Raw genomic sequence first — 19,895 nt, forward strand, 5'->3', positions numbered from 1 at the left:
TTTTCATAAGAATAAAAGTCGGAGAATCGTCATGCCCAAAAATCGCCCTGTGATCATTACCTGCGCCGTCACCGGCGCCATTCATACGCCGTCGATGTCGCCGCATTTGCCGATCACGGCCCAGGAAATCGCCGCCGCCGCCATCGGTGCCGCCCAAGCGGGTGCGGCCATTGTCCACTTGCATGCCCGCGACCCGATTGACGGTCGCCCCAGCCAGGACCCGGCCCTGTTCGCTGAATTCCTGCCGCACATCAAGGCCGCCAGCGACGTGGTGATCAACATCACCACGGGTGGCGCTCCCACCATGGGCGTGGAAGAACGCCTGCAACCGGTGATGCAGTTCAAGCCTGAATTGGCCTCGCTGAACATGGGCTCGATGAACTTCGGCCTGTACGAAATGCTCAACCGCTTTACCGAGTTCAAGCACGACTGGGAGCGCCCGTACCTCGAAGAAAGTGACGACCGGATCTTTCGCAATACCTTCCGCGACATCGCCCATATCCTCAATTCGTGCGCCGAGAACCGCACCCGTTTCGAGATCGAGTGCTACGACATCGGCCACCTCTACACCGCCGCGCACTTCCTGGAGCGGGGCCTGCTCAAGCCGCCGTTGTTTATCCAGTCGGTGTTCGGCCTGCGGGGCGGCATCGGTGGTCACCCCGAAGACCTGGCGCACATGCGGCGCACCGCCGACCGCCTGTTTGGCGATGACTACGTGTGGTCGATCCTCGGTGCCGGGCGTGGGCAAATTCCGCTGGCAACCATGGGCCTGTCCATGGGCAGTAACGCCCGTGTCGGCCTGGAGGATTCGTTGTGGGACGGCCCAGGCAAGTTGGCGGCGTCGAATGCCGACCAGGTGCGGCGCATTCGCACGGTGATCGAAGCCCTCGGCCATCGCGTCGCCACGCCGGATGAAGCACGGGAAATCCTCGGGCTCAAGGGGCGTGACCAGGTCAACTTCTAACCCACAACTGAGGTCGCGCCCCGGTGATATTCACCGATCCACTGTAGGAGCGAGCTTGCTCGCTCCTACAAGGGGTTACCCATCTGGGCGTGGCCTGCATCCCGCACAACAACAATAAGGGGATCACACCATGCGTATCGAAGTGCTTGTGGACGTCAAGACCACCCTGGGCGAAGGCCCGGTGTGGGACGTCGAACAACAACGGCTGTACTGGATCGACAGCGCCGACGGCCGCATCCTGCGCTGCACCGAAGACGGCCGCGAACTGCGGGCCTGGGACGTCGGCCAGAAGATCGGTTCCATGGCCCTGCGCCATACCGGCGAGGCGGCCATCGTTGCCCTGCAAAACGGCGTGCACAGCCTGGACCTGGCCAGTGGCGAACTGGCCCTGATCCAGGACCCGGAACCGCACCTGCCGAACAACCGCCTCAACGACGGCAAGGTCGACCGCCAGGGCCGCTTTGTCTTCGGCTCCATGGACACCCTGGAAGACAGCCCCAGCGCCAAGCTCTATCGCCTCGACCCCGACTTGAGCCTGCACACCCTGGACGAAGGCATCATCGTGTCCAATGGTCCGTGCTGGAGCCCGTCCGGCGAAACCTTCTACTTCTGCGACACCTGGTCCGGCGAGATCTGGGCGTATGACTACGACCTCGCCAGCGGCGCCGTGAGCAACCGACGCACCTTCGCCAAGGTCGATACCGCCGCTGGCGGTGCGGCCGACGGCTGCACCGTGGATGCCGAAGGCTGCCTGTGGCAGGCGCTGGTCTATGCCGGGCAACTGGTGCGCTACACCCCTGATGGGCAGGTCGATCGGGTGATCCCGATGCCGGTGAAAAAGGTCACCAGCCTGACCTTCGGCGGGCCGAACCTGGACACCCTGTTCGTGACCTCCATGGCCAGGCCGCCGCTGCCGCGTTTTCCGGCCGACGGTCAGCAGCGCGGTGCGTTGTTCGCGATCAGCGGGCTGGGCGTGCAAGGAATAGCCGAGCGAAGGTTCGCCAGCTAGCGCGTTTTTTCAACCAGGCACCTTCCTTCCGCAACCTTGTGTCAGTGCGCGCCCTCGCGCGCCTGGAGAGGCCCATGGCAACTTTAAAAAAAGCGTCGCTGCGCAGCATTCACCGGCATTCCTGGGTGTCGCTGCTGGTCTGCTGGATGATCTGGATCCTCAACGCCTACGACCGTGAGATCGTGTTGCGGCTGGGGCCGACCATCTCCAAGCATTTCGATTTGTCGGCTGATCAGTGGGGCACCGTGGCCACGGTGGTCATGCTCGCGCTGGCCTTGCTGGATATCCCCGGTTCGATGTGGAGCGACCGCTACGGCGGTGGTTGGAAACGTGCGCGGTTCCAGGTGCCGTTGGTGCTCGGCTACACGGCGATTTCGTTTCTGTCGGGCTTCAAAGCCTTGAGCGGCAACCTCGCGACGTTTATCGCCCTGCGTGTCGGCGTCAACCTTGGCGCCGGCTGGGGCGAGCCGGTCGGCGTGAGCAACACCGCCGAATGGTGGCCGGTGGAGCGGCGCGGGTTTGCCCTGGGCGCGCACCACACCGGTTACCCGATCGGCGCGATGCTCAGTGGCATCGTCGCCAGCTTTGTCATCACGGTGTTTGGCGAGGACAACTGGCGCTACGTGTTCTTCTTCGCTTTCGTGGTCGCGCTGCCGCTGATGATCTTTTGGGCGCGATACTCCACTGCCGAGCGCATCACCGCGCTGTACGTCGACATCGCCGCCAAAGGCATGACCCCACCGGACAACACCCCGGCCAGCCAGATCAAGGGTGATGCCTGGCGCACCTTTGTCGCCACCTTGCGCAATCGCAACATCGCCCTGACGGCGGGTAACACGATGCTCACGCAGGTGGTGTACATGGGCGTCAACATCGTGCTGCCGGCCTACCTCTACAACATCGCCGGGCTGTCGCTGGCGGAGTCGGCGGGGATGAGCGTGGTGTTCACGCTCACCGGCATTCTCGGGCAACTGGTGTGGCCGTCGCTGTCGGACATCATCGGCCGCCGTACCACCCTGATCATCTGCGGGCTGTGGATGGCGGCGAGTGTCGGCGCGTTTTACTTCGCCAACACCCTGACCCTGATCATCGTCGTGCAACTGCTGTTCGGCCTGGTGGCCAACGCGGTGTGGCCGATCTACTACGCAGTGGCCTGTGACTCGGCCGAGTCGTCGGCAACCTCCACCGCCAACGGCATCATCACCACGGCGATGTTTATCGGCGGTGGCCTGGCGCCGGTGCTGATGGGCAGCCTGATCGCCATGGGCGGCGGCTGGACCACCTTGCATGGCTACACCGTGTGTTTCTTCGTGATGGCCGGCTGCGCCCTGGGCGGTGCTGTGCTGCAACTGTTTTCCCATCGCCCGCGGGCCATGGCCGTGCAACTTCAACCCTAGAACAACATTGATGCGCCCCCCAGCCAGGCTGGCGGGGCGCCAGGAGGAACTGCCCGATGACTACCGCCACCCCGGCCCGCGAACCGCAGGCGCTGAACAAGCTGATGTTCGCCAAGCTGATGCCCTTGCTGATCATCGCCTACATCCTGAGTTTCCTCGACCGCACCAACATCGCCCTGGCCAAGCACCACCTGGACGTCGACCTGGGCATTTCCGCCGCGGCCTACGGGCTGGGGGCGGGGCTGTTTTTCCTCACGTATGCCCTGTCGGAAATCCCCAGCAACCTGATCATGCACAAGGTCGGCGCGCGGTTCTGGATCGCCCGCATCATGGTGACCTGGGGCCTGATCTCGGCGGCCATGGCGTTTGTGCAGGGCGAGACCTCGTTCTACGTGTTGCGCCTGCTGCTGGGCATCGCCGAAGCCGGTTTGTTTCCCGGCGTCATGCTCTATCTGACGTACTGGTTCAACCGTGAACAGCGGGCGCGGGCCACCGGCTATTTCCTGCTCGGCGTGTGCTTTGCCAACATTATCGGCGGCCCGGTGGGCGCGGCGTTGATGCGCATGGACGGCCTGCTCGGCTGGCACGGCTGGCAGTGGATGTTCCTGCTCGAAGGCTTGCCGGCGGTGGCATTTGCCTGGGTGGTATGGCGCAAGTTGCCGGACCGTCCGAGCAAGGCCCCGTGGTTGACGGCGGACGAGGCGCGCGGGATCGAACAGCGTATTGCTCAGGAAACGGAAGAGGGCGCCGGCGAAGGCGGGCACTCGTTGAAAAACTGGCTGACCCCACAAATCCTGCTGGCGATCTTTGTGTATTTTTGCCATCAGATCACCGTCTACACCGTGATCTTTTTCCTGCCGAGCATCATCAGTAAATACGGTGAACTGAGCACCATGAGCGTCGGCCTGCTGACCTCGTTGCCGTGGATCGCGGCGGCACTCGGCGCGGTACTGATCCCGCGGTTTGCCACCACGCCGGGGCGTTGTCGTCGACTGTTGGTCACGGGGTTGCTGACCATGGCGCTAGGCCTGGGCATTGCGTCGGTGTCGGGGCCGGTCTTCAGCCTGTTGGGCTTCTGCCTGTCGGCGGTGATGTTTTTCGTGGTGCAGTCGATCGTGTTTCTCTACCCGGCGTCGCGGCTCAAGGGCGTGGCGCTGGCCGGTGGCCTCGGGTTCGTCAACGCCTGTGGCCTGCTGGGCGGGTTTGTCGGGCCTTCGGTGATGGGGGCGATCGAGATGAGTACCGGCAACGCGATGAACGGTTTGAAGGTGATCGCCGTGGTGCTGGTGGTCGCCGCGCTGGCTGCGCTGCGTTTGCGTCAGGGCCAGGAGGTGTATCAGACGAGCAATGAGGTCGGAAACCCCGAAGCGAGTACCAGGTAAGCCACCACGGCTGCCAGGCATAAACCGACGAACACGCGCAGCAATGTCCTGGCAGTGGGGTGGGCGATGAACTTGATGGCCCACAGCAAAACCCCGCTGACCAGGACGCTTAAGGCGAAAATGAACAGCACGACAGTATTCCTGTGACCCTGGACTGCTGATTTATAGTCCCAAAGCCCCAGGATGAACAGTGCGCGCATAGACGCAGCTCCTCGAGCTTTCTAAACTGCGGCTTGTCGTGGGGAAAGGGCAGGCGCCGATGAATCGCAATGAATTACGCAAGGCCGACATCAACCTGATGGTGGTCTTCGAAGCACTGATGCTCGAGCGCAATGTGACGAGGGTGGCGGAGAAGCTGTTTCTCGGCCAGCCGACCATCAGTTCGGCGCTTAACCGTCTGCGGACCTTGTTCAACGACCCCCTGTTCATTCGTGTCGGCCACCGCATGGAGCCCACGGCCCGCGCCGAGGAGATCATCCAGCATCTGTCACCGGCCCTGGATTCACTGTCTTCGGCCCTGAGCCTGACCCATGATTTCGACCCATCCATCAGCACCATGACCTTTCGCATCGGCCTGTTCGATGATGTGGAGTTCGGCCTGTTGCCGCCGTTGCTGCGTGCCTTGCGCCAGGAAGCGCCGATGGTGGTGTTCGTGGTGCAGCACGTGGACTACTGGCGTATCCCCGACCTGCTGGCCTCCGGCGATATCACCGTCGGCATCACCCAGACCCGTGGCCTGCCGGCCAACGCCAAGCGCAAGCTGCTGCGCCATATCCGCCCACGCCTGCTGCGTGCCGACGCTTCTGACAGGCCGCTGACCCTCGATGAATATTGCGCGCGGCCCCATGTGCTGGTGTCCCACACCGCCAACGTGTCGGGGTTCGCCGATGAGTGGCTGGCGGAAATCGGCCGCAAGCGCCATGTGGTGCTGTCGGTGCCGCAATACAGCGCGCTGCCTGCACTGCTGGCCGGTACTGACCTGATCGCCAGCCTGCCGGACTACACCGCCGAAGCCATGGCCGTGTCCGGCAACCTGTTCTGTGAGCCGTTCCCGTTCGAGACGCCGACCCTGGACTTGTCCATGGTCTGGCTCAGCCATGTGGACACCGACCCGGCCGAGCGTTGGGTGCGTTCGCGGCTGGAGGCGTTCATGAGTGATCGCGGCCTGGGGAAGAAGGCCTGAGGCTTTTATCCGTGGTATATCTACGAACCTTCCTACGAATGACTCGGAGTCATCCATGCCACACCTGAACCTGGAATACACCGCCAACCTGACCAACCTGGCCGTCGAGAAGACCCTGTTGCGGCTCAACAATGTGCTGATGGCGTCCGGGCAGTTCGGTTCCGAGTTCGATATCAAAAGCCGCGCCGTGAAGGTCGAGAGTTTTCAGGTGGGTACCTCCCTCAGCCCGCGCGGTTTCGTCGCGGTGAAGCTGTCGCTGCTCAGCGGGCGGTCGCCGCAGGTCAAGCAGCAATTGTCGCAAAGCCTGCTGACCGCATTGCAGGATCTGGGCGACTGGCCGGCGGATATACAGGTTCAGCTCAGCGTCCAGCTGGTCGATATGGATCGCGATTCCTACAGCAAAGTCGCTATCGGCTAACCCCCCCCCACAGGGGGTTAGAGTAATCCCTGGTCCGCGCACACCTTCACCACCTGTTCCCTGAACCAGGTATTGGCGCTGTCCTGCCCACTGCTTTCATTCCATTGCATATCCAGGGTGAACCCCGGCAACCCGTTGGGCGCCTCGCAATGGCCGAACACCTCCGGCTGTGCCAGCAGCTTCTGCACGCGGCGCGGCAGGGTGACGATAAAGTCGGTGCCGGTGATCATCTTCAAGGCGGCGCTGTAGCTGTTGGCCCGGGCGATCACCTGGCGCTTGTGGGCCTGGCGCGCCAGCCAGCCGTCGATCATGTTGGTGTCGGAGGTCCACGGCGTGGGGAACACATGGCGTCGTTCGACGAAGGATTGCAGGCTGAACGTGGACTCCCGGGGCGCCGCGCATTTGTCGAAAACGCACACCAGGTCGTCCTCCAGCAGCATCTGGGTCTTGAAGTCCTTGTGGGCGCGATGAAAGTGCGGGCCGAAGCAGATCACCAGGTCGAGGCGGCCTTCGCGCAGGTCATCGGCGGGGATATCGGCTTCCAGCTTCTGCACATTGACGATCACCGGCAGGTCGGCCTGGTCGAAGTTTTTCAACAGGCGCGGCAGGATCAGTTGTTCGAAATATTCCGGGGCACAGACATTGAAGGTCACCGCCTTCTGCGTCGGGTCGAAGGCCTGGCCACCGGCGTGGCACAGGTTGATGCTCTCGAGGATCTTCTGCACATGGCCGTACATGGTGGTGGCCTTGTACGTCGGACGCATGCCCGCCCGCGTGTTGATAAACAGCTCGTCTTCGAAGCTGGTGCGCAGCTTTTTCAAGCTGTAGCTCACGGTGGACTGGCTGACGAACAGCGTTTCTGACACCTCGGTAACGCTGCTCTGGTCGTAGACGGCGATAAACACCATCAAGTCCTGCATATCAAGCTTTCTGAGCAAGTTACTGTTTAGCATCCATTCCATCCGGTAAGCCTTGGCACTGTGGCAGCGCGCGACGAGGGCAAAAGCTTAACGGAACGGACGTACCAATAGAAAGCTCTGTAGGTCGTTTCTATGTTTCGTGTGGGACAAATACTGTTTGCAACACGACCTCAGCGAATATGTTGTGCGTACTGCTTGGGGTTGAAGCGCGTGACGATCAGCAGCATCACCACGATCACTGCCGTCAGCGACCACCAGGCCCATTCGAAGCTGCCCAGTTGATCGCGGATCATCCCGGCGATCAGGGGGGACAGGCCGGCGATCAGGTAGCCAATGCCTTGCACAAACGCGGTGAGGCCGCCGGCGCGGCGGGGGTTGTCGAGGTGGTCCAACGACAGGATCAGGCTCATCGGGAACAGCCCGCCAATGCCCAGGCCCAGCAGGCACGGCCACAGCAGGCTGAGGTGTTGCGGGCTGATGATCAAGCCGCAGAAACCGAGGATGATCAGCACCAGCAACACGGCAACCACCCCGCGTTTGTCCTGGCGGCGGTTGGCGATGGCCGGGGTGACCAGGCCGGACACCACCTCCATGGCGGTCAGGAACCCCAGCAGCAACCCGGCGTGCTGTTCACTCCAGCCTTGCTCCACGTAGTACGGCGCCAACCACGCCAGCACGCAGGTGTAGGACGCGGTGCCCAGGCCAAAAAAGACCGCCAGCAACCAGGCGCGACCATTGCCGAAAAATGATTCCTGCGGGCCGCCGCTGGCCTGGGGCAACGGCGCCAGGCCCGAGCGCTGCCCACACCAGAACACCACGGCCACCAGCGCGAGCAGCGCCCAGATGGCCAGGCCGATACGCCAGCTGCCGGTGTGTACCTGCACGAACGGCGAGAACGACGCCGCCAGCGCCGCGCCGCCCATGATGGCGGTGACGTACAGGCCCATGAACAGCGAAACGTTGTCACTGAACCGCGACTTGATCAGCGCCGGCATCAACGCCTGGATCATTGCGATACCCACGCCGGCGGCGATGGCGCTGACGATCAGTTCGAGCGCCGAATCCAGGAACAGCCGCGACACCGTCGCCAACCCAATCACCAGCAGCGACAGCACAATGCTGCGATGCTCGCCAAAACGCTTGGCCAGGCCCATGCCGAAAAACATCGCCAGGCCCATGGCCATGACCGGCAACATGGTCAGCAACGCCGCACTGCTGAAGCTCAACGGCACCTCGCCGCGAATCGACGACAACAACGGCCCCACGGCGGCCATCGATGGGCGCAGGTTAAGGGCGACGAGTACCACGCTGATCATCAGCCAAACGGCGGTGGTGGGTTTTGCCTGAACGTTTTCCATGGGCCTGCCTTGTGGGAACAAGGGCGAATCAGGCCACGCATGGGGGAGGGGGGCAAATGAGAAAGTCGCTGGGGCTATCTAAAAATTGCAGTTAACTGAAATACCGCCAATCAAAATGTGAGAGGGGGCTTGCCCCCGATAGCGGTGTGTCAGTCAAAGATGCTCCAACTGAAGCGGCGCTATCGGGGGCAAGCCCCCTCCCACATGGGTCCACATTCCACAGGGAGGCTGCGCCGTCAGTTAGACCGAATCACATGCTTGATCTCCTGAAACGTCGCCAGCCCCCACGGGCCCAGCTCACGGCCGATACTGCTCTGCTTGTAACCACCCCACGCGGTTTGCGGGAAGATCACCTGCGGGGCGTTGATCCACACCATCCCGGCCTGCAAGGCATTCGCCACGCGCTCGGTGGTCTCGACGCTACGGCTGACCACGCTGGCCACCAGGCCGAACTCGCTGTCGTTGGCCAGGGCAACGGCCTCTTGCTCAGTGGCAAAAGGTCGTACACACAGCACCGGGCCGAAGATTTCTTCGTTCCACAACGCACTGTCCAATGGCACGTCGGTAAACACCGTCGGGCGAATGAAGTAGCCCTTCGCCAGATTCGCCGGGCGTTCACCGCCACACAACAAGCGCGCGCCAGCCTCAACGCCGCGCTGGATATGCCCCAGCACCCGCTGATACTGCGCACGGTTGATCAGCGCGCCCATTTCCACGTCCTCGGCAAACGGGTCGGCCACGCGAATGCCGTCAGCCCGTGCCTGCAAACGCTGCAGGAATTCATCCGCCAGGCTGTCCGCCACCAGCACGCGACTGGTGGCCGAACACATCTGCCCTGCATTGAAAAAACCACCGCCACAGGCCAGTTCCACCGCCAGGTCGAGGTCGGCATCCGCCAGCACCAGCAATGAGGATTTACCGCCCAACTCCAGGCTCACGCCCTTGATGGTTTCGGCGGCGCGTTGCATCACCTGCACGCCCACGGCGTTGCTACCGGTGAAGGAAATCTTGGCCACGCGACGGTCTGCTGCCAGCGGCGCGCCCACGGCCAAACCGGTGCCGCAGACTAGGTTGAACACACCCGCAGGGAAGCCGGCTGCGGCAATGATTCGCGCCAGTTGCAACTCCGCCAAGGGCGTGACTTCCGACGGCTTGAGCACCACGCAGCAGCCGGCGGCGAGGGCTGGGGCGAGTTTCCAGGCGGTGGTGACCATCGGGAAATTCCACGGCACGATCAGCCCCACCACGCCGCACGGTTCGCGGCGCAGGCGGGCGCTGAAGTCGTCGCTGGGCAACGCCACCGGGCAGTCCTGCGCGGCATCCATCCCTTCGGCGACAGTGGCGTAGTACTCGAAGGTGGCGATCACGTCGTCCACATCGATCCCCGCTTCAAACAGGGGCTTGCCGTTGTTGCTCGACTGCAGCTGCATCAGGGGTTCACGTTGCTCGCTGACGCCCTGGGCGACCTTGCGCAACAGCGCGCCGCGCTCGCGCCCGGTGGTTTTCGCCCAGTCGATAAATGCCGCGCTGGCGGCGTCGACCGCCTGGGTCACGGCACGCGCGTCACCCACGCTGACCTGCGCCAGGCGGGCCTCGGTGGCCGGGTTGATCACCTCCAGCACCTCATGGCCCGCGCGCCACGCGCCATCGATATACACACCGTTCAATACCGCACTCATACCGCCACCTCGTTCATCCACAGCCCTTGGTCGATTTCAATCAGTGTCGGCCCCTCGCGATCAGCCGCGGCGCGCAAGGCCATGCGCAGTGAGGCGGGGCCTTGGATGCGCTCGGCGGCACAGCCCAGCCCCTTGGCCACGGCGACGAAGTCCGGGGTGTAGATGTCTACGCCGACCGGCTCGATGGCACGGTTGAGCATGTATTTCTTGATTTCTTCATAGCCCTGGTTATTCCACAGCAGCACGATAATCGGCGTGCGCGCTTCCACCGCGCTGGCCAGTTCCGGCAGGCTGAATTGCAGCCCGCCGTCGCCGATCAGGCACACCACCGGCTGCCCATCGCCACGCCCCAGCCAGGCGCCGATGGCGGCGGGGAGGGCGTAGCCCAAAGTGCCGTAGCCGGTGGACGAATTGAACCAGCGGCGTGGGTGGTCGGGGTTCAGGGTCAGGTTGCCGCTGTACACCGGTTGGGTGGAGTCACCCACGATCACCGCGCCGGGCAGCGCTTGCAGGACCGTGTTGAGAAACACGCTTTGCGCGCGGGTGGCGGCGTCCCAGGTCGGCGTCAGGTCGGCCCACAGCCGGGTCACGCGTTGAGCGCCCCAGTCGTTGCGGCGAGGCGGCAGGGGTTGGCGGTTGAGTTCGGCTAGCAAGGCGTCGGCGGCGATGTGCGCGTCGGCCACCAGGGCCACCTGGGGCGGGTAGTTGCGCACGGTCTGGTCAGGGTCGATATCGATGCGCAGCAATGCGCCGGGGATCTCGAAGCCGCCGGCGAAGGTGACGTCATAGTCGGTCTCCGCCAGCTCCGTGCCGATGGCCAGCACCACATCGGCTTCGGCAACCAGGGCGCGGGTGGCCACCAGGCTTTGCGTGGAACCGATCAACAACGGGTGCGCGCCGGGCAGCATGCCCTTGGCGTTGATCGTCAGGGCGACCGGTGCGCCGAGGGTTTCGGCCAGGCGGGTCAATGCCGGGGCGGCATCGATGGCGCCACCACCGGCCAGGATCAACGGGCGTTGGGCGGCGGCGAGCAACTGGCTCATCTGCTGGATCGCCGCCGGCGCCGCACCGGCACGCGCGATGCTGACTGGCGCGGTGCCCAGCAGCGCATCGGCGTTTTCCACCAACACATCCAACGGGATTTCGATATGCACCGGGCGCGGCCGAGCGGCCTGGAACAGTGCAAACGCGCGCGCCAGTACCGCTGGCAATTCTGCCGCCGACATCAGGGTATGGGAGAACGCCGCCACGCCGGCCATCATCGCGCCCTGGTTCGGCAGTTCATGCAGTTTGCCGCGCCCGCCGCCCAATTGGCTGCGCGATTGCACGCTGGAAATCACCAGCATCGGGATCGAGTCGGCATAGGCCTGGCCCATGGCCGTGGTGATATTGGTCATGCCGGGGCCGGTGATGATGAAACACACCCCCGGCTTGCCGCGGGTGCGCGCATAACCGTCGGCCATAAAGCCGGCACCTTGCTCATGACGCGGGGTCACGTGGCGGATGCTGGAGCGGGCCAGGCCGCGGTACAGCTCCACGGTATGTACGCCGGGGATACCAAACACCTGTTCTACGCCGTAGCGTTCCAGGAGGTGGACCAATACTTCGCCGCAGGTCGCCATTGATGTCGCTCTTGTCGGGGATTCGAGGCGGTATTGGAACGGTTGGCCCGTAGCGGTAACAATCGATAAAAAGTCATACTAGCCATGTCCCCACGTCATGGCTCAGCCCTTATGAAACGCCTCCCGCCGCTGCCCGCGTTGCATACCTTCTGGGTCACTGCACAGTGCTGCAATTTCACCCGTGCTGCCGAGCAACTGCACATCACCCAGGGCGCGGTGAGCCGACAGGTCGCCGGGCTGGAAAGCCACCTGGGTTATGCGCTGTTCCTGCGCCAGGCACGCGGCCTGAGCCTGACCGACGAAGGTCGCGAATGGTCGCTGCGCGCACAACAGGTGTTTGGCCTGCTGGGGGATGCGGTGGAGCAGATCGGCAGCCGCCGCGCGACCCTGCAACTCAAGGCGTCCACCTGCGTAATGCGCTGGCTGTTGCCGCGCTTGATGCAATGGCAACGGGAGCGCCCGGATGTGCCGGTGGAACTCACCACCACCGTGGCTTACACCGTGGATTTTCGCCGGGAGCGATTCGATGCGGCGGTGATCTACGCGCCCATCGCCGAGCAATCGGCCGAAGCGCGGCATTTGTTCGATGAGCAACTCACCCCGGTCTGCGCACCGGCGCTGCTCGCCGGTTTGCACACCCCGGCGGATTTACAGCAACAGGTGTTGCTGCACCCCACGCGGGATGAGCGCGATTGGGCGAGGTGGCTCAAGGCGGCGGACACGCGGTTGAGCAATTTGAGCCAGGGGCATCATTTCGAGACGTTGGATTTGGCGATGAATGTTGCCTCGCAGGGCTCCGGGGTTGCGATGGGCGACAGTGCGTTGATGGGCGAGGATCTCAAGGCGGGGCGGTTGGTGATGCCGTTTGAACTGCGGGTGCCGACGGGGAAGGGGTATTACCTGGTGTATCCACCGGGAACGGTGCCGTCGGCCGGGCTCGAAGCGCTGATGGATTGGTTGGTGAGCCAGGCACAATTTCCAGAACACTGAAGGGCAAATGTGGGAGGGGGCTTGCCCCCGATGGCGGTGGTTCAGTTGGAGCATCTTTGCCTGACACACTGCTATCGGGGGCAAGCCCCCTCCTACATTCCTTGACCGAGTTGCCTCAGTAACCGACGGTAAAGCGCTGGCGCGAGTGCTTCGGTGTTTCCACTTCGTCAATCATCGCGATGGCGTAGTCGGCAAAGCTGATTGAGCTTGTACCCTCACTGCTCACCAGCAAGTCGTCCTGGCCCAGGCGGAATTTACCGGTGCGTTCGGTGCCATCGAACAAGGCCGACGGCGACAGGAACGTCCAATCCAGCTCTTTTTCCTGGCGCAGCACGTCGAGGAACGCCGCACCGGCACTGGCTTCGGCTTTGTATTCGGCAGGGAAGCCCTCGCTGTCGATCACTCGACCGCCACCCGGCAACAGCAGCGAACCCGCACCGCCCACCACCAGCAAGCGTTTTACCCCGGCTTTCTTCACCGGCCCGATCACGGCGCTGGCGGGCAGGGTGGCGAAGTGAGCCGCGCTGATGACCACGTCGCTGCCCGTGATGGCCTGTTGCAAGGCTTCGGCATCCAGTGCATCGACTTGTTTGACTGTGACGCCAGGGCGCACGGCCAGCTTGTCGATGTTGCGCGCCAGGGCGATGACGCTGTGCCCACGACGCAGTGCTTCTTCCAGCAGTTGGCTACCGGCGCGGCCGGTGGCCCCAATGATTGCGATCTTGCTCATGACGTTCTCCAGTACGGTTAAGGTTTGAAACGCTTCACCACTTCATTTCGCCCTTGGCGACCTTGGCGCTCAGGTCCAGCGAGCTTTCGTCGGCGAGGGTCGGGTAACGCTTTTTCATCGCCGCGATCAGCGCGGCGGAATCCTTGGCCTTGGCAGTCTCGGCGTCGAAGGCCTTGATGTAGTCGGCGGTGAAGGCCACCGACTTCAGCGACGGGTTACCCAGGAAGTGCCCCGGAATCACCGTGCGCGGTTTCAGGTCTTCGATGCGTTGCAGGGTGGCCAGCCAATCCTGGTGGGATTGTGCGCTTTGGGTGTCCGCCATCCACAGGTGGATGTTGTCGGCGACGACCACACCGCCGACCACGGCCTTGATCGACGGAATCCAGACAAAGCTGCGATCCGGCTGCGGGCCGTCCAGGCCGATGACCTGCAGTGACTGCCCTTCAAGGCTCAGGCTATGGCCTTTCAACACCTGCGGCACGACGGTTTTGCCTGGCTTGTCGGCGCCCATTTTCGGGCCCCAGAATGCCAGCTTGCCGGCCACGGTGGCGTTGATATGGTCGACCACCGGTTGTGGCGCGACCACCTGGGCGTCGGGGAACGCGGCGGTCAGGGTGTCAAGGCCGAAGTAGTAGTCCGGGTCGCCATGGCTGATATAGATGGTGGTCAGGTGTTTGCCGCTGGCGCGGATTTTCTGCACCAGTTGTTCGGCCTGGCCCTTGCCGAACTGCGCGTCGACGAGGATCGCGTCTTTCGCACCGCTGACCAGCACCGAGCTGACGGGGAAGATCGCCGCCTCACCGGGGTTGTACACGTCGAGGCTCAGGTCGGCCGCCGCAGCATGGGCGGCGAAGGCCAGGGCGGCGGTGGTCAGGGTCAAGCGCTTGAGGGTCGAGAGCATCGGGCAGTCCAGTCATCGGTAAAGGATGCACAGAGCTTAGTTGCACCAAACCCAACAAAAAATGCGATGCTGGGACATAGTTTGTTTCTAAAATCGGGCAAATCATGGATCGTCTTCAAGCAATGCGCGTGTTTGTCACGGTGGTGGATTTGGGCAGCCAGTCTGCCGCGGCCGACCATCTGGACCTGTCGCGCCCGGTGGTGTCGCGCTACCTGGCCGAACTCGAAGACTGGATCGGCGCGCGCTTGCTGCACCGCACCACCCGCAAGCTCAGCCTGACGGCGGCCGGGAGTGAAACCCTGCCGCGCTGCCGACAGCTGTTGGAACTGTGCAGCGACATGCAGGCCGCCGTCAGTGAGCCGGATGACGCGCCCCGGGGCCTGCTGCGCCTGAGTGTGAGCACCTCGTTCGGCCAGGCGCAACTGGCCGAAGCGATCGCCGAGTACGTCCAGCGCTACCCGTTGGTGACCGTCGACCTGCAGATGCTCGACCGCACGGTGAACCTGGTGGACGAGCGCATCGACCTGGCCATTCGCACCAGCAATGACCTGGACCCCAACCTGATCGCTCGGCGCCTGACCATCTGCCGTTCTGTGGTGTGCGCCACGCCGGCGTATCTGCGCGAACATCCGGCGCCGCAGAAAGTCGAGGACCTGGCCCGGCACAACTGCCTGACCCACTCGTACTTCGGCAAAAGCCTGTGGCATTTCGAAGAACACGGCGAACATGTATCGGTGCCGGTGCACGGCACTATCACCGCCAACGAAGCCAGCACGTTGTTACGCGTGACGCTGGCCGGGGCGGGGGTGGCGATGTTGCCCAGCTACCTGGCTGGCGATCATATCCGCCGTGGCGAGCTGGTACGCCTGTTGCCCGAGGCCGAACCGCGACACCTGAACATCTACGCGGTATATGCCTCGCGCAAACACATGCCCTCGGCGTTGCGCAGCCTCCTGGATTTCCTGGTGCAGAGGTTTCCGGAAGAGCCTTCGTGGGACAAGGGGCTCTGACGCAACATCAGCCGGTTGAATGGCGTCCAATAATGGCAACTTGCCCTGGCTGGCCTATGCTTTAAACAGCACCTTCCAATGTTGTTCAGAGGTGAGGGCCATGACCATAAAAACCAGAAAATACCTGATGATTTTTACCCTCAGCGCATTGGCCACGGCGCTGTACGGGACGGCCGCCTACCGCGTCGAGCAAACCCGCATGCAGCCGAGCTTTGCGATCAGTTGCCATCAGGATCAATGCGTTCCGCACACCGGTAGCTTCAGCGCCTTGCGTTGAAAAGCGCAGTCGGTGTGGCTGGCTGTTATTGGGGACGCTTCGCGCCCCCAGCGTAAGCGAGCCAGCTGCCAGCGTCAGGTGTGTGCCGTTTCGGACTTGAGCTGCTCGCGAAACGCCTTGGGCGAAAACCCGACACGCCGGCGAAACAGCCGGGAGAAGTTGGTCGGGTCGGAAAACCCCAATACCTCCGACATCTCATTGATCGTCATGCTGGTGTAGGTCAACAGGCGCTTGGCCTCCAGCAATTGGCGGTCATGCATGATCTGCAACGCGGGCTGCCCGCCCAATTCCCGACAGGTGCCGTTCAAGTGTGAGACCGATATCCCCAGCTTGTGAGCCAGGTCTTCGATCTTCGGGTGCTCGCGGTAGTGCTGCTCCACCAACTGGGTAAAGCGCCGAAAGTATTCACGCCCCCGTGGTGCCCGTGGGTGGCGGCGCTGGATGGCCTGGCGACTGATCCATACCAGCAGCACGCTGACCAGGGCGTGCATCATCATGTCCCGGGCCGGTTGTTCATCGGCATATTCGTCCTGCAGGCGGGCGAACAGGTTGTTGAGGTAGTCGCTGTCCTCGCTGGCCGGGTAATTGCCCAGGATCTGCAAGCCGTCCACCGCCGCGCCCAGTTGCGCTTGCAGATGGCTGACCAGCGGCGCCGCCAAAGTCACCACGTAACCTTTCACGTCTTCGGCAAAGCGAAACCCATGCACACACAGCGGTGGCAGCACCTGCAAGGTCGCTTCGTTGAGCGTGGTGCGCTGGCCTTCGATTTCCAGTTGCGCCTGGCCTTGGTGCACGTACAGCAACTGGCACAGATCCGCATGCCGGTGGGGCTGGATTTCCCACTGGTATTCCCGACTGCGCCGAGAAATGGTTTCGCAGTGCAACAAATCAGGCGTCGGCCATTGCTGGCTTTCCCCGTAAAGCTTGAAGACCGGAATCGCGGAACTGGCAGGTTTGGTCATGGTTTCAATCCGATACTCAGGATAGTGGTTCGGTAATCGCACCGATTGGCAAAAAGCGCAGACTTTGACGCAGTTTTCACCTTCTTATAGCGGGCACTCAAGTGAAAAATGTTCGCAGCAAGACCAATGACAACTCTTTCACCTGATCCGTTCGGGTGAAGCTGGCGGGCCATAAAAATAATGAAAACGTTGAAAACCCAAGTCGCCATTATTGGCGCCGGTCCCTCCGGACTGCTACTCGGTCAACTGCTGCATAACGCCGGTATCCAAACCCTCATCCTTGAGCGCCAGAGCGCCGATTATGTGCAGGGCCGCATCCGTGCGGGGGTGCTGGAACAAGGTATGGTCGACCTGCTGCGCGAGGCGGGTGTGAGCCAGCGCATGGACGCCGAAGGGTTGGTCCATGATGGCTTCGAACTGGCGCTTGATGGCCAGCTTACCCACATCGACCTCAAGGCGCTCACCGGCGGCCAGTCGGTGATGATCTACGGCCAGACCGAAGTCACCCGCGACCTGATGGAAGCGCGTGCCGCTGGCGGTGCCATCACCCTCTACGAAGCCCGTGACGTCCAGCCCCATGACCTCAAAAGTGATCGACCCTGGCTGACCTTCGAGCATCAGGGCGAGACGTTCCGCCTGGAGTGCGATTACATCGCCGGGTGCGATGGCTACCATGGCATCGCTCGCCAATCGATCCCGGCCGAATCGTTGAAGGTGTTCGAGCGGGTCTATCCCTTTGGCTGGCTGGGTATCCTGGCCGATACGCCGCCGGTACATGCCGAACTGGTGTACGCCAAGCATCCACGCGGCTTTGCCCTGTGCAGCATGCGCTCACCGACGCGTAGCCGGTATTACCTGCAAGTGCCCGCCGACGAGCCCCTGGGTGAGTGGTCGGACGAGCGTTTCTGGGATGAACTCAAGACCCGCCTGCCCAGTCACCTGGCCGAGCAGTTGGTGACCGGGCCCTCGATCGAGAAAAGCATCGCGCCGCTGCGCAGTTTCGTGGTGGAACCGATGCAATACGGACGCCTGTTCTTGCTCGGGGACGCGGCCCATATCGTGCCGCCCACCGGGGCCAAGGGCCTGAACCTGGCGGCGAGCGATGTGAGCACGCTGTATCGCATTTTGCTCAAGGTGTATGGCGAGGGGCGGGTGGAGTTGCTGGAAAACTACTCGGCAATCTGCCTGCGGCGGGTGTGGAAGGCCGAGCGGTTTTCCTGGTGGATGACCTCCATGCTGCATCAGTTTCCCGAGGCGGACGGGTTCAGCCAGCGCATTGCCGAGAGCGAGCTGGCCTACTTCAGCAGTTCACAAGCCGGTCGCAGAACCATCGCCGAAAATTACGTCGGACTTCCTTACGAAGCTATCGAATAGCCTGCTATCGTATCCAGCATTCCCGCGGGCCGCCTTTTCCCGCGGGGCTTGCTCGAAGGTTCTGCCGTGACCCAGCTCAATCAGCCCGCTCCCTCCGTTCCCGCCGTACGCAGTGTTCTCGTCTCGTTGATGATGGCGATCTTCCTCGGTGCCCTGGACCAGACCATTGTCGCCGTGTCCATGCCGGCCATCTCCGCGCGGTTCCACGACGTTGACCTGCTGGCCTGGGTGATTTCCGGCTACATGGTGGCAATGACCGTGGCGGTGCCGATCTACGGCAAGCTCGGCGACCTGTACGGGCGCCGGCCGATGATGCTGATCGGCATGGGGCTGTTCACGCTAGCGTCGCTGTTCTGCGGCATGGCGCAAAGCATGGAGCAACTGGTGCTGGCGCGGATTCTCCAGGGCATTGGCGCCGGCGGGATGATTTCGGTGAGCCAGGCGATCATCGGCGACATCATCCCGCCACGCGAGCGCGGGCGCTACCAGGGCTATTTCAGCAGCATGTACGCGGTGGCCAGCGTGGCCGGGCCGGTGTTGGGCGGCTACATGACGGAGTACCTGTCGTGGCGTTGGGTGTTCCTGATCAACCTGCCCTTGGGCGCCGGCGCATGGTACGTGGCCCATCGCACCCTGGTGGGGCTGCCGTCGCCGCAACGCAAGCCGATCATCGATTACCTTGGCACCGTGCTGATGATCATCGGCTTGACCGCGTTGTTGCTGGGCATCACCGAAATCGGCCAAGGCCATCCGTGGCGCGATGATGATGTGCTGGGGTTGCTGGCGTGTGCACTGCTGGCGTTGAGCGTGTTTGTCTGGCATGAGCGCCGCGCGCCAGAGCCATTGCTGCCGATGCATCTGTTTGCCAACCGCAGCGCGGTACTGTGCTGGTGCACGATTTTCTTCACCAGCTTCCAGGCCATTTCCCTGACGGTGCTGATGCCGCTGCGGTTCCAGACGGTGACCGGTTCCGGTGCTGACAGCGCGGCCCTGCACTTGCTGCCGCTGGCGATCGGCTTACCGATAGGCGCCTACTGTGCCGGGCGCATGACCTCGGTGACCGGCCGCTATAAACCGATGATCGTCAGCGGCGCGTTGCTGAGCCCCTTGGCGATTCTCGGCATGGCTTTCAGCGCGCCCCAGGCGGTGGGGGTGACAGCGCTGTTCATGCTGTTGTGCGGGATTGCCGGCGGCATGCAGTTCCCCACCTCGTTGGTGGGGGCGCAGAACTCGGTGGAACAGCATGATATCGGTGTTGCCACCAGCACCACCAACCTGTTCCGTTCCCTGGGAGGCGCGGTGGGGGTGGCCTGCATGTCGGCGCTGTTGCTGGCGCTGCTGCAGGACTCGAGCTTCGCTCACCTGGCCAGTGGCGCGCTGATGGTCGAGGGCAGCTCCGGCAACGTGCTGCTCGATGGCCTGAACGCCGCTCCAGGCCCGGCGCAGGATGCCCTGCGCGGCGAGTTGGCCGTGACGTTTCGGCATTTGCTGATGGTCAGTGCGGCGGTGTCGCTGCTGGGGTTGGCGGCGGCGATTGCGATGCCGAACCGGGTGTTGCGTGGTCGTGAAGACAAGGCTAAATGACTGACGGGGCGTGGTTAAAAGGGGGCAGGACTGGATAGTCGGTATTAAGACTTAAAAGTTTTCCTTGAACGGCCGGATTTTTGTGGCGAGCGGGCTTGTTGTGGCGAGCGGGCTTGCCCCGCGTTGGGCTGCGCA

At 63.0% G+C, this 19,895-nt stretch carries 19 protein-coding genes; 11 read left to right on the forward strand and 8 right to left on the reverse strand.

The genetic code is table 11. The annotated features are described in order from the left end of the window. The first annotated feature begins 31 nt into the window (after window positions 1-31). From kce to ACODSV_RS22580, 4 genes are all read left to right on the forward strand, one after another. The gene (kce, locus tag ACODSV_RS22565; protein ID WP_150056370.1) at window positions 32-964 is read left to right on the forward strand and encodes a 3,5-dioxohexanoate:acetyl-CoA acetone transferase; all 933 of its coding nucleotides are present in this window, start codon (window positions 32-34) and stop codon (window positions 962-964) included. A 130-nt stretch (window positions 965-1,094) separates the two neighbouring features. Then, window positions 1,095-1,973: an SMP-30/gluconolactonase/LRE family protein gene (locus ACODSV_RS22570; RefSeq protein ID WP_069075451.1), complete on the forward strand. Its 879-nt coding sequence runs from the start codon at window positions 1,095-1,097 to the stop codon at window positions 1,971-1,973. A gap of 74 nt (window positions 1,974-2,047) precedes the next feature. Then, complete coding sequence (locus tag ACODSV_RS22575; RefSeq protein ID WP_024074024.1) at window positions 2,048-3,370, forward strand: MFS transporter; 1,323 nt, start codon at window positions 2,048-2,050, stop codon at window positions 3,368-3,370. Between the two features lie 56 nt (window positions 3,371-3,426). Then, window positions 3,427-4,752 (forward strand): MFS transporter, encoded by a 1,326-nt coding sequence (locus ACODSV_RS22580; RefSeq protein WP_024074025.1) that lies wholly within the window; start codon window positions 3,427-3,429, stop codon window positions 4,750-4,752. Here ACODSV_RS22580 and ACODSV_RS22585 read toward each other — a convergent pair. Then, window positions 4,707-4,952 carry a hypothetical protein gene (locus ACODSV_RS22585; RefSeq protein ID WP_069075450.1) on the reverse strand — a complete coding sequence of 82 codons (246 nt, stop codon included), beginning with the start codon at window positions 4,950-4,952 and terminating at the stop codon, window positions 4,707-4,709. The two genes, ACODSV_RS22580 and ACODSV_RS22585, sit on opposite strands and share 46 nt — an antisense overlap. Window positions 4,953-5,011: 59 nt before the next feature. Here ACODSV_RS22585 and ACODSV_RS22590 point away from each other — a divergent pair, with 59 nt between their 5' ends. Both ACODSV_RS22590 and ACODSV_RS22595 read left to right on the forward strand, forming a co-directional pair. After that, window positions 5,012-5,935 (forward strand): LysR substrate-binding domain-containing protein, encoded by a 924-nt coding sequence (locus ACODSV_RS22590; RefSeq protein WP_489045950.1) that lies wholly within the window; start codon window positions 5,012-5,014, stop codon window positions 5,933-5,935. A gap of 55 nt (window positions 5,936-5,990) precedes the next feature. After that, window positions 5,991-6,353: a 5-carboxymethyl-2-hydroxymuconate Delta-isomerase gene (locus ACODSV_RS22595; protein WP_024074027.1), complete on the forward strand. Its 363-nt coding sequence runs from the start codon at window positions 5,991-5,993 to the stop codon at window positions 6,351-6,353. Between the two features lie 17 nt (window positions 6,354-6,370). Here the strand turns inward: ACODSV_RS22595 and ACODSV_RS22600 are convergent, their stop codons facing one another. The 4 genes from ACODSV_RS22600 to ACODSV_RS22615 all read right to left on the reverse strand — a co-directional run bounded on the left by ACODSV_RS22600 (window position 6,371) and on the right by ACODSV_RS22615 (window position 11,932). Continuing rightward, entirely contained in the window at window positions 6,371-7,306 is a 936-nt protein-coding gene (locus ACODSV_RS22600) for a LysR family transcriptional regulator (RefSeq protein WP_041161118.1), read from the reverse strand. 137 nt (window positions 7,307-7,443) lie between these two features. Next, window positions 7,444-8,631, reverse strand: coding sequence for a cyanate transporter (locus ACODSV_RS22605; RefSeq protein ID WP_024074029.1), 1,188 nt, complete (start codon window positions 8,629-8,631; stop codon window positions 7,444-7,446). 236 nt (window positions 8,632-8,867) lie between these two features. After that, the gene (locus ACODSV_RS22610; RefSeq protein WP_150053761.1) at window positions 8,868-10,310 is read right to left on the reverse strand and encodes an aldehyde dehydrogenase family protein; all 1,443 of its coding nucleotides are present in this window, start codon (window positions 10,308-10,310) and stop codon (window positions 8,868-8,870) included. Beyond that, window positions 10,307-11,932 carry a 5-guanidino-2-oxopentanoate decarboxylase gene (locus ACODSV_RS22615; RefSeq protein WP_150053760.1) on the reverse strand — a complete coding sequence of 542 codons (1,626 nt, stop codon included), beginning with the start codon at window positions 11,930-11,932 and terminating at the stop codon, window positions 10,307-10,309. The genes ACODSV_RS22610 and ACODSV_RS22615 overlap by 4 nt, the downstream gene beginning before the upstream one ends. A 111-nt stretch (window positions 11,933-12,043) precedes the next feature. On the opposite strand from ACODSV_RS22615, the gene ACODSV_RS22620 reads away from it, so the two are divergent. Then, entirely contained in the window at window positions 12,044-12,922 is an 879-nt protein-coding gene (locus ACODSV_RS22620) for a LysR substrate-binding domain-containing protein (RefSeq protein WP_024074032.1), read from the forward strand. A 115-nt stretch (window positions 12,923-13,037) separates the two neighbouring features. Here the strand turns inward: ACODSV_RS22620 and ACODSV_RS22625 are convergent, their stop codons facing one another. Both ACODSV_RS22625 and ACODSV_RS22630 read right to left on the reverse strand, forming a co-directional pair. Continuing rightward, window positions 13,038-13,652 (reverse strand): NAD(P)-dependent oxidoreductase, encoded by a 615-nt coding sequence (locus tag ACODSV_RS22625; protein ID WP_024074033.1) that lies wholly within the window; start codon window positions 13,650-13,652, stop codon window positions 13,038-13,040. Between the two features lie 34 nt (window positions 13,653-13,686). Beyond that, on the reverse strand, window positions 13,687-14,553 hold the full coding sequence (locus tag ACODSV_RS22630; protein ID WP_024074034.1) for an MBL fold metallo-hydrolase: 867 nt from the start codon (window positions 14,551-14,553) through the stop codon (window positions 13,687-13,689). A gap of 104 nt (window positions 14,554-14,657) precedes the next feature. Between ACODSV_RS22630 and ACODSV_RS22635 the strand changes: the two genes are divergently transcribed. Next, on the forward strand, window positions 14,658-15,563 hold the full coding sequence (locus ACODSV_RS22635) for a LysR family transcriptional regulator (protein ID WP_024074035.1): 906 nt from the start codon (window positions 14,658-14,660) through the stop codon (window positions 15,561-15,563). Between the two features lie 100 nt (window positions 15,564-15,663). Beyond that, window positions 15,664-15,840, forward strand: coding sequence for a hypothetical protein (locus tag ACODSV_RS22640; protein WP_168232272.1), 177 nt, complete (start codon window positions 15,664-15,666; stop codon window positions 15,838-15,840). Window positions 15,841-15,914: 74 nt separating this feature from the next. Here ACODSV_RS22640 and ACODSV_RS22645 read toward each other — a convergent pair whose 3' ends face one another. Beyond that, window positions 15,915-16,802 carry a helix-turn-helix domain-containing protein gene (locus tag ACODSV_RS22645; RefSeq protein WP_024074037.1) on the reverse strand — a complete coding sequence of 296 codons (888 nt, stop codon included), beginning with the start codon at window positions 16,800-16,802 and terminating at the stop codon, window positions 15,915-15,917. A 189-nt stretch (window positions 16,803-16,991) separates the two neighbouring features. On the opposite strand from ACODSV_RS22645, the gene pobA reads away from it, so the two are divergent. Together pobA and ACODSV_RS22655 are read left to right on the forward strand one after the other, a co-directional pair. Continuing rightward, on the forward strand, window positions 16,992-18,176 hold the full coding sequence (gene pobA / locus ACODSV_RS22650) for a 4-hydroxybenzoate 3-monooxygenase (RefSeq protein ID WP_172831376.1): 1,185 nt from the start codon (window positions 16,992-16,994) through the stop codon (window positions 18,174-18,176). 66 nt (window positions 18,177-18,242) lie between these two features. Beyond that, on the forward strand, window positions 18,243-19,760 hold the full coding sequence (locus ACODSV_RS22655; protein WP_024074039.1) for an MDR family MFS transporter: 1,518 nt from the start codon (window positions 18,243-18,245) through the stop codon (window positions 19,758-19,760). Window positions 19,761-19,895: the final 135 nt, after the last annotated feature.

Source organism: Pseudomonas sp. FG86 (assembly GCF_057808775.1).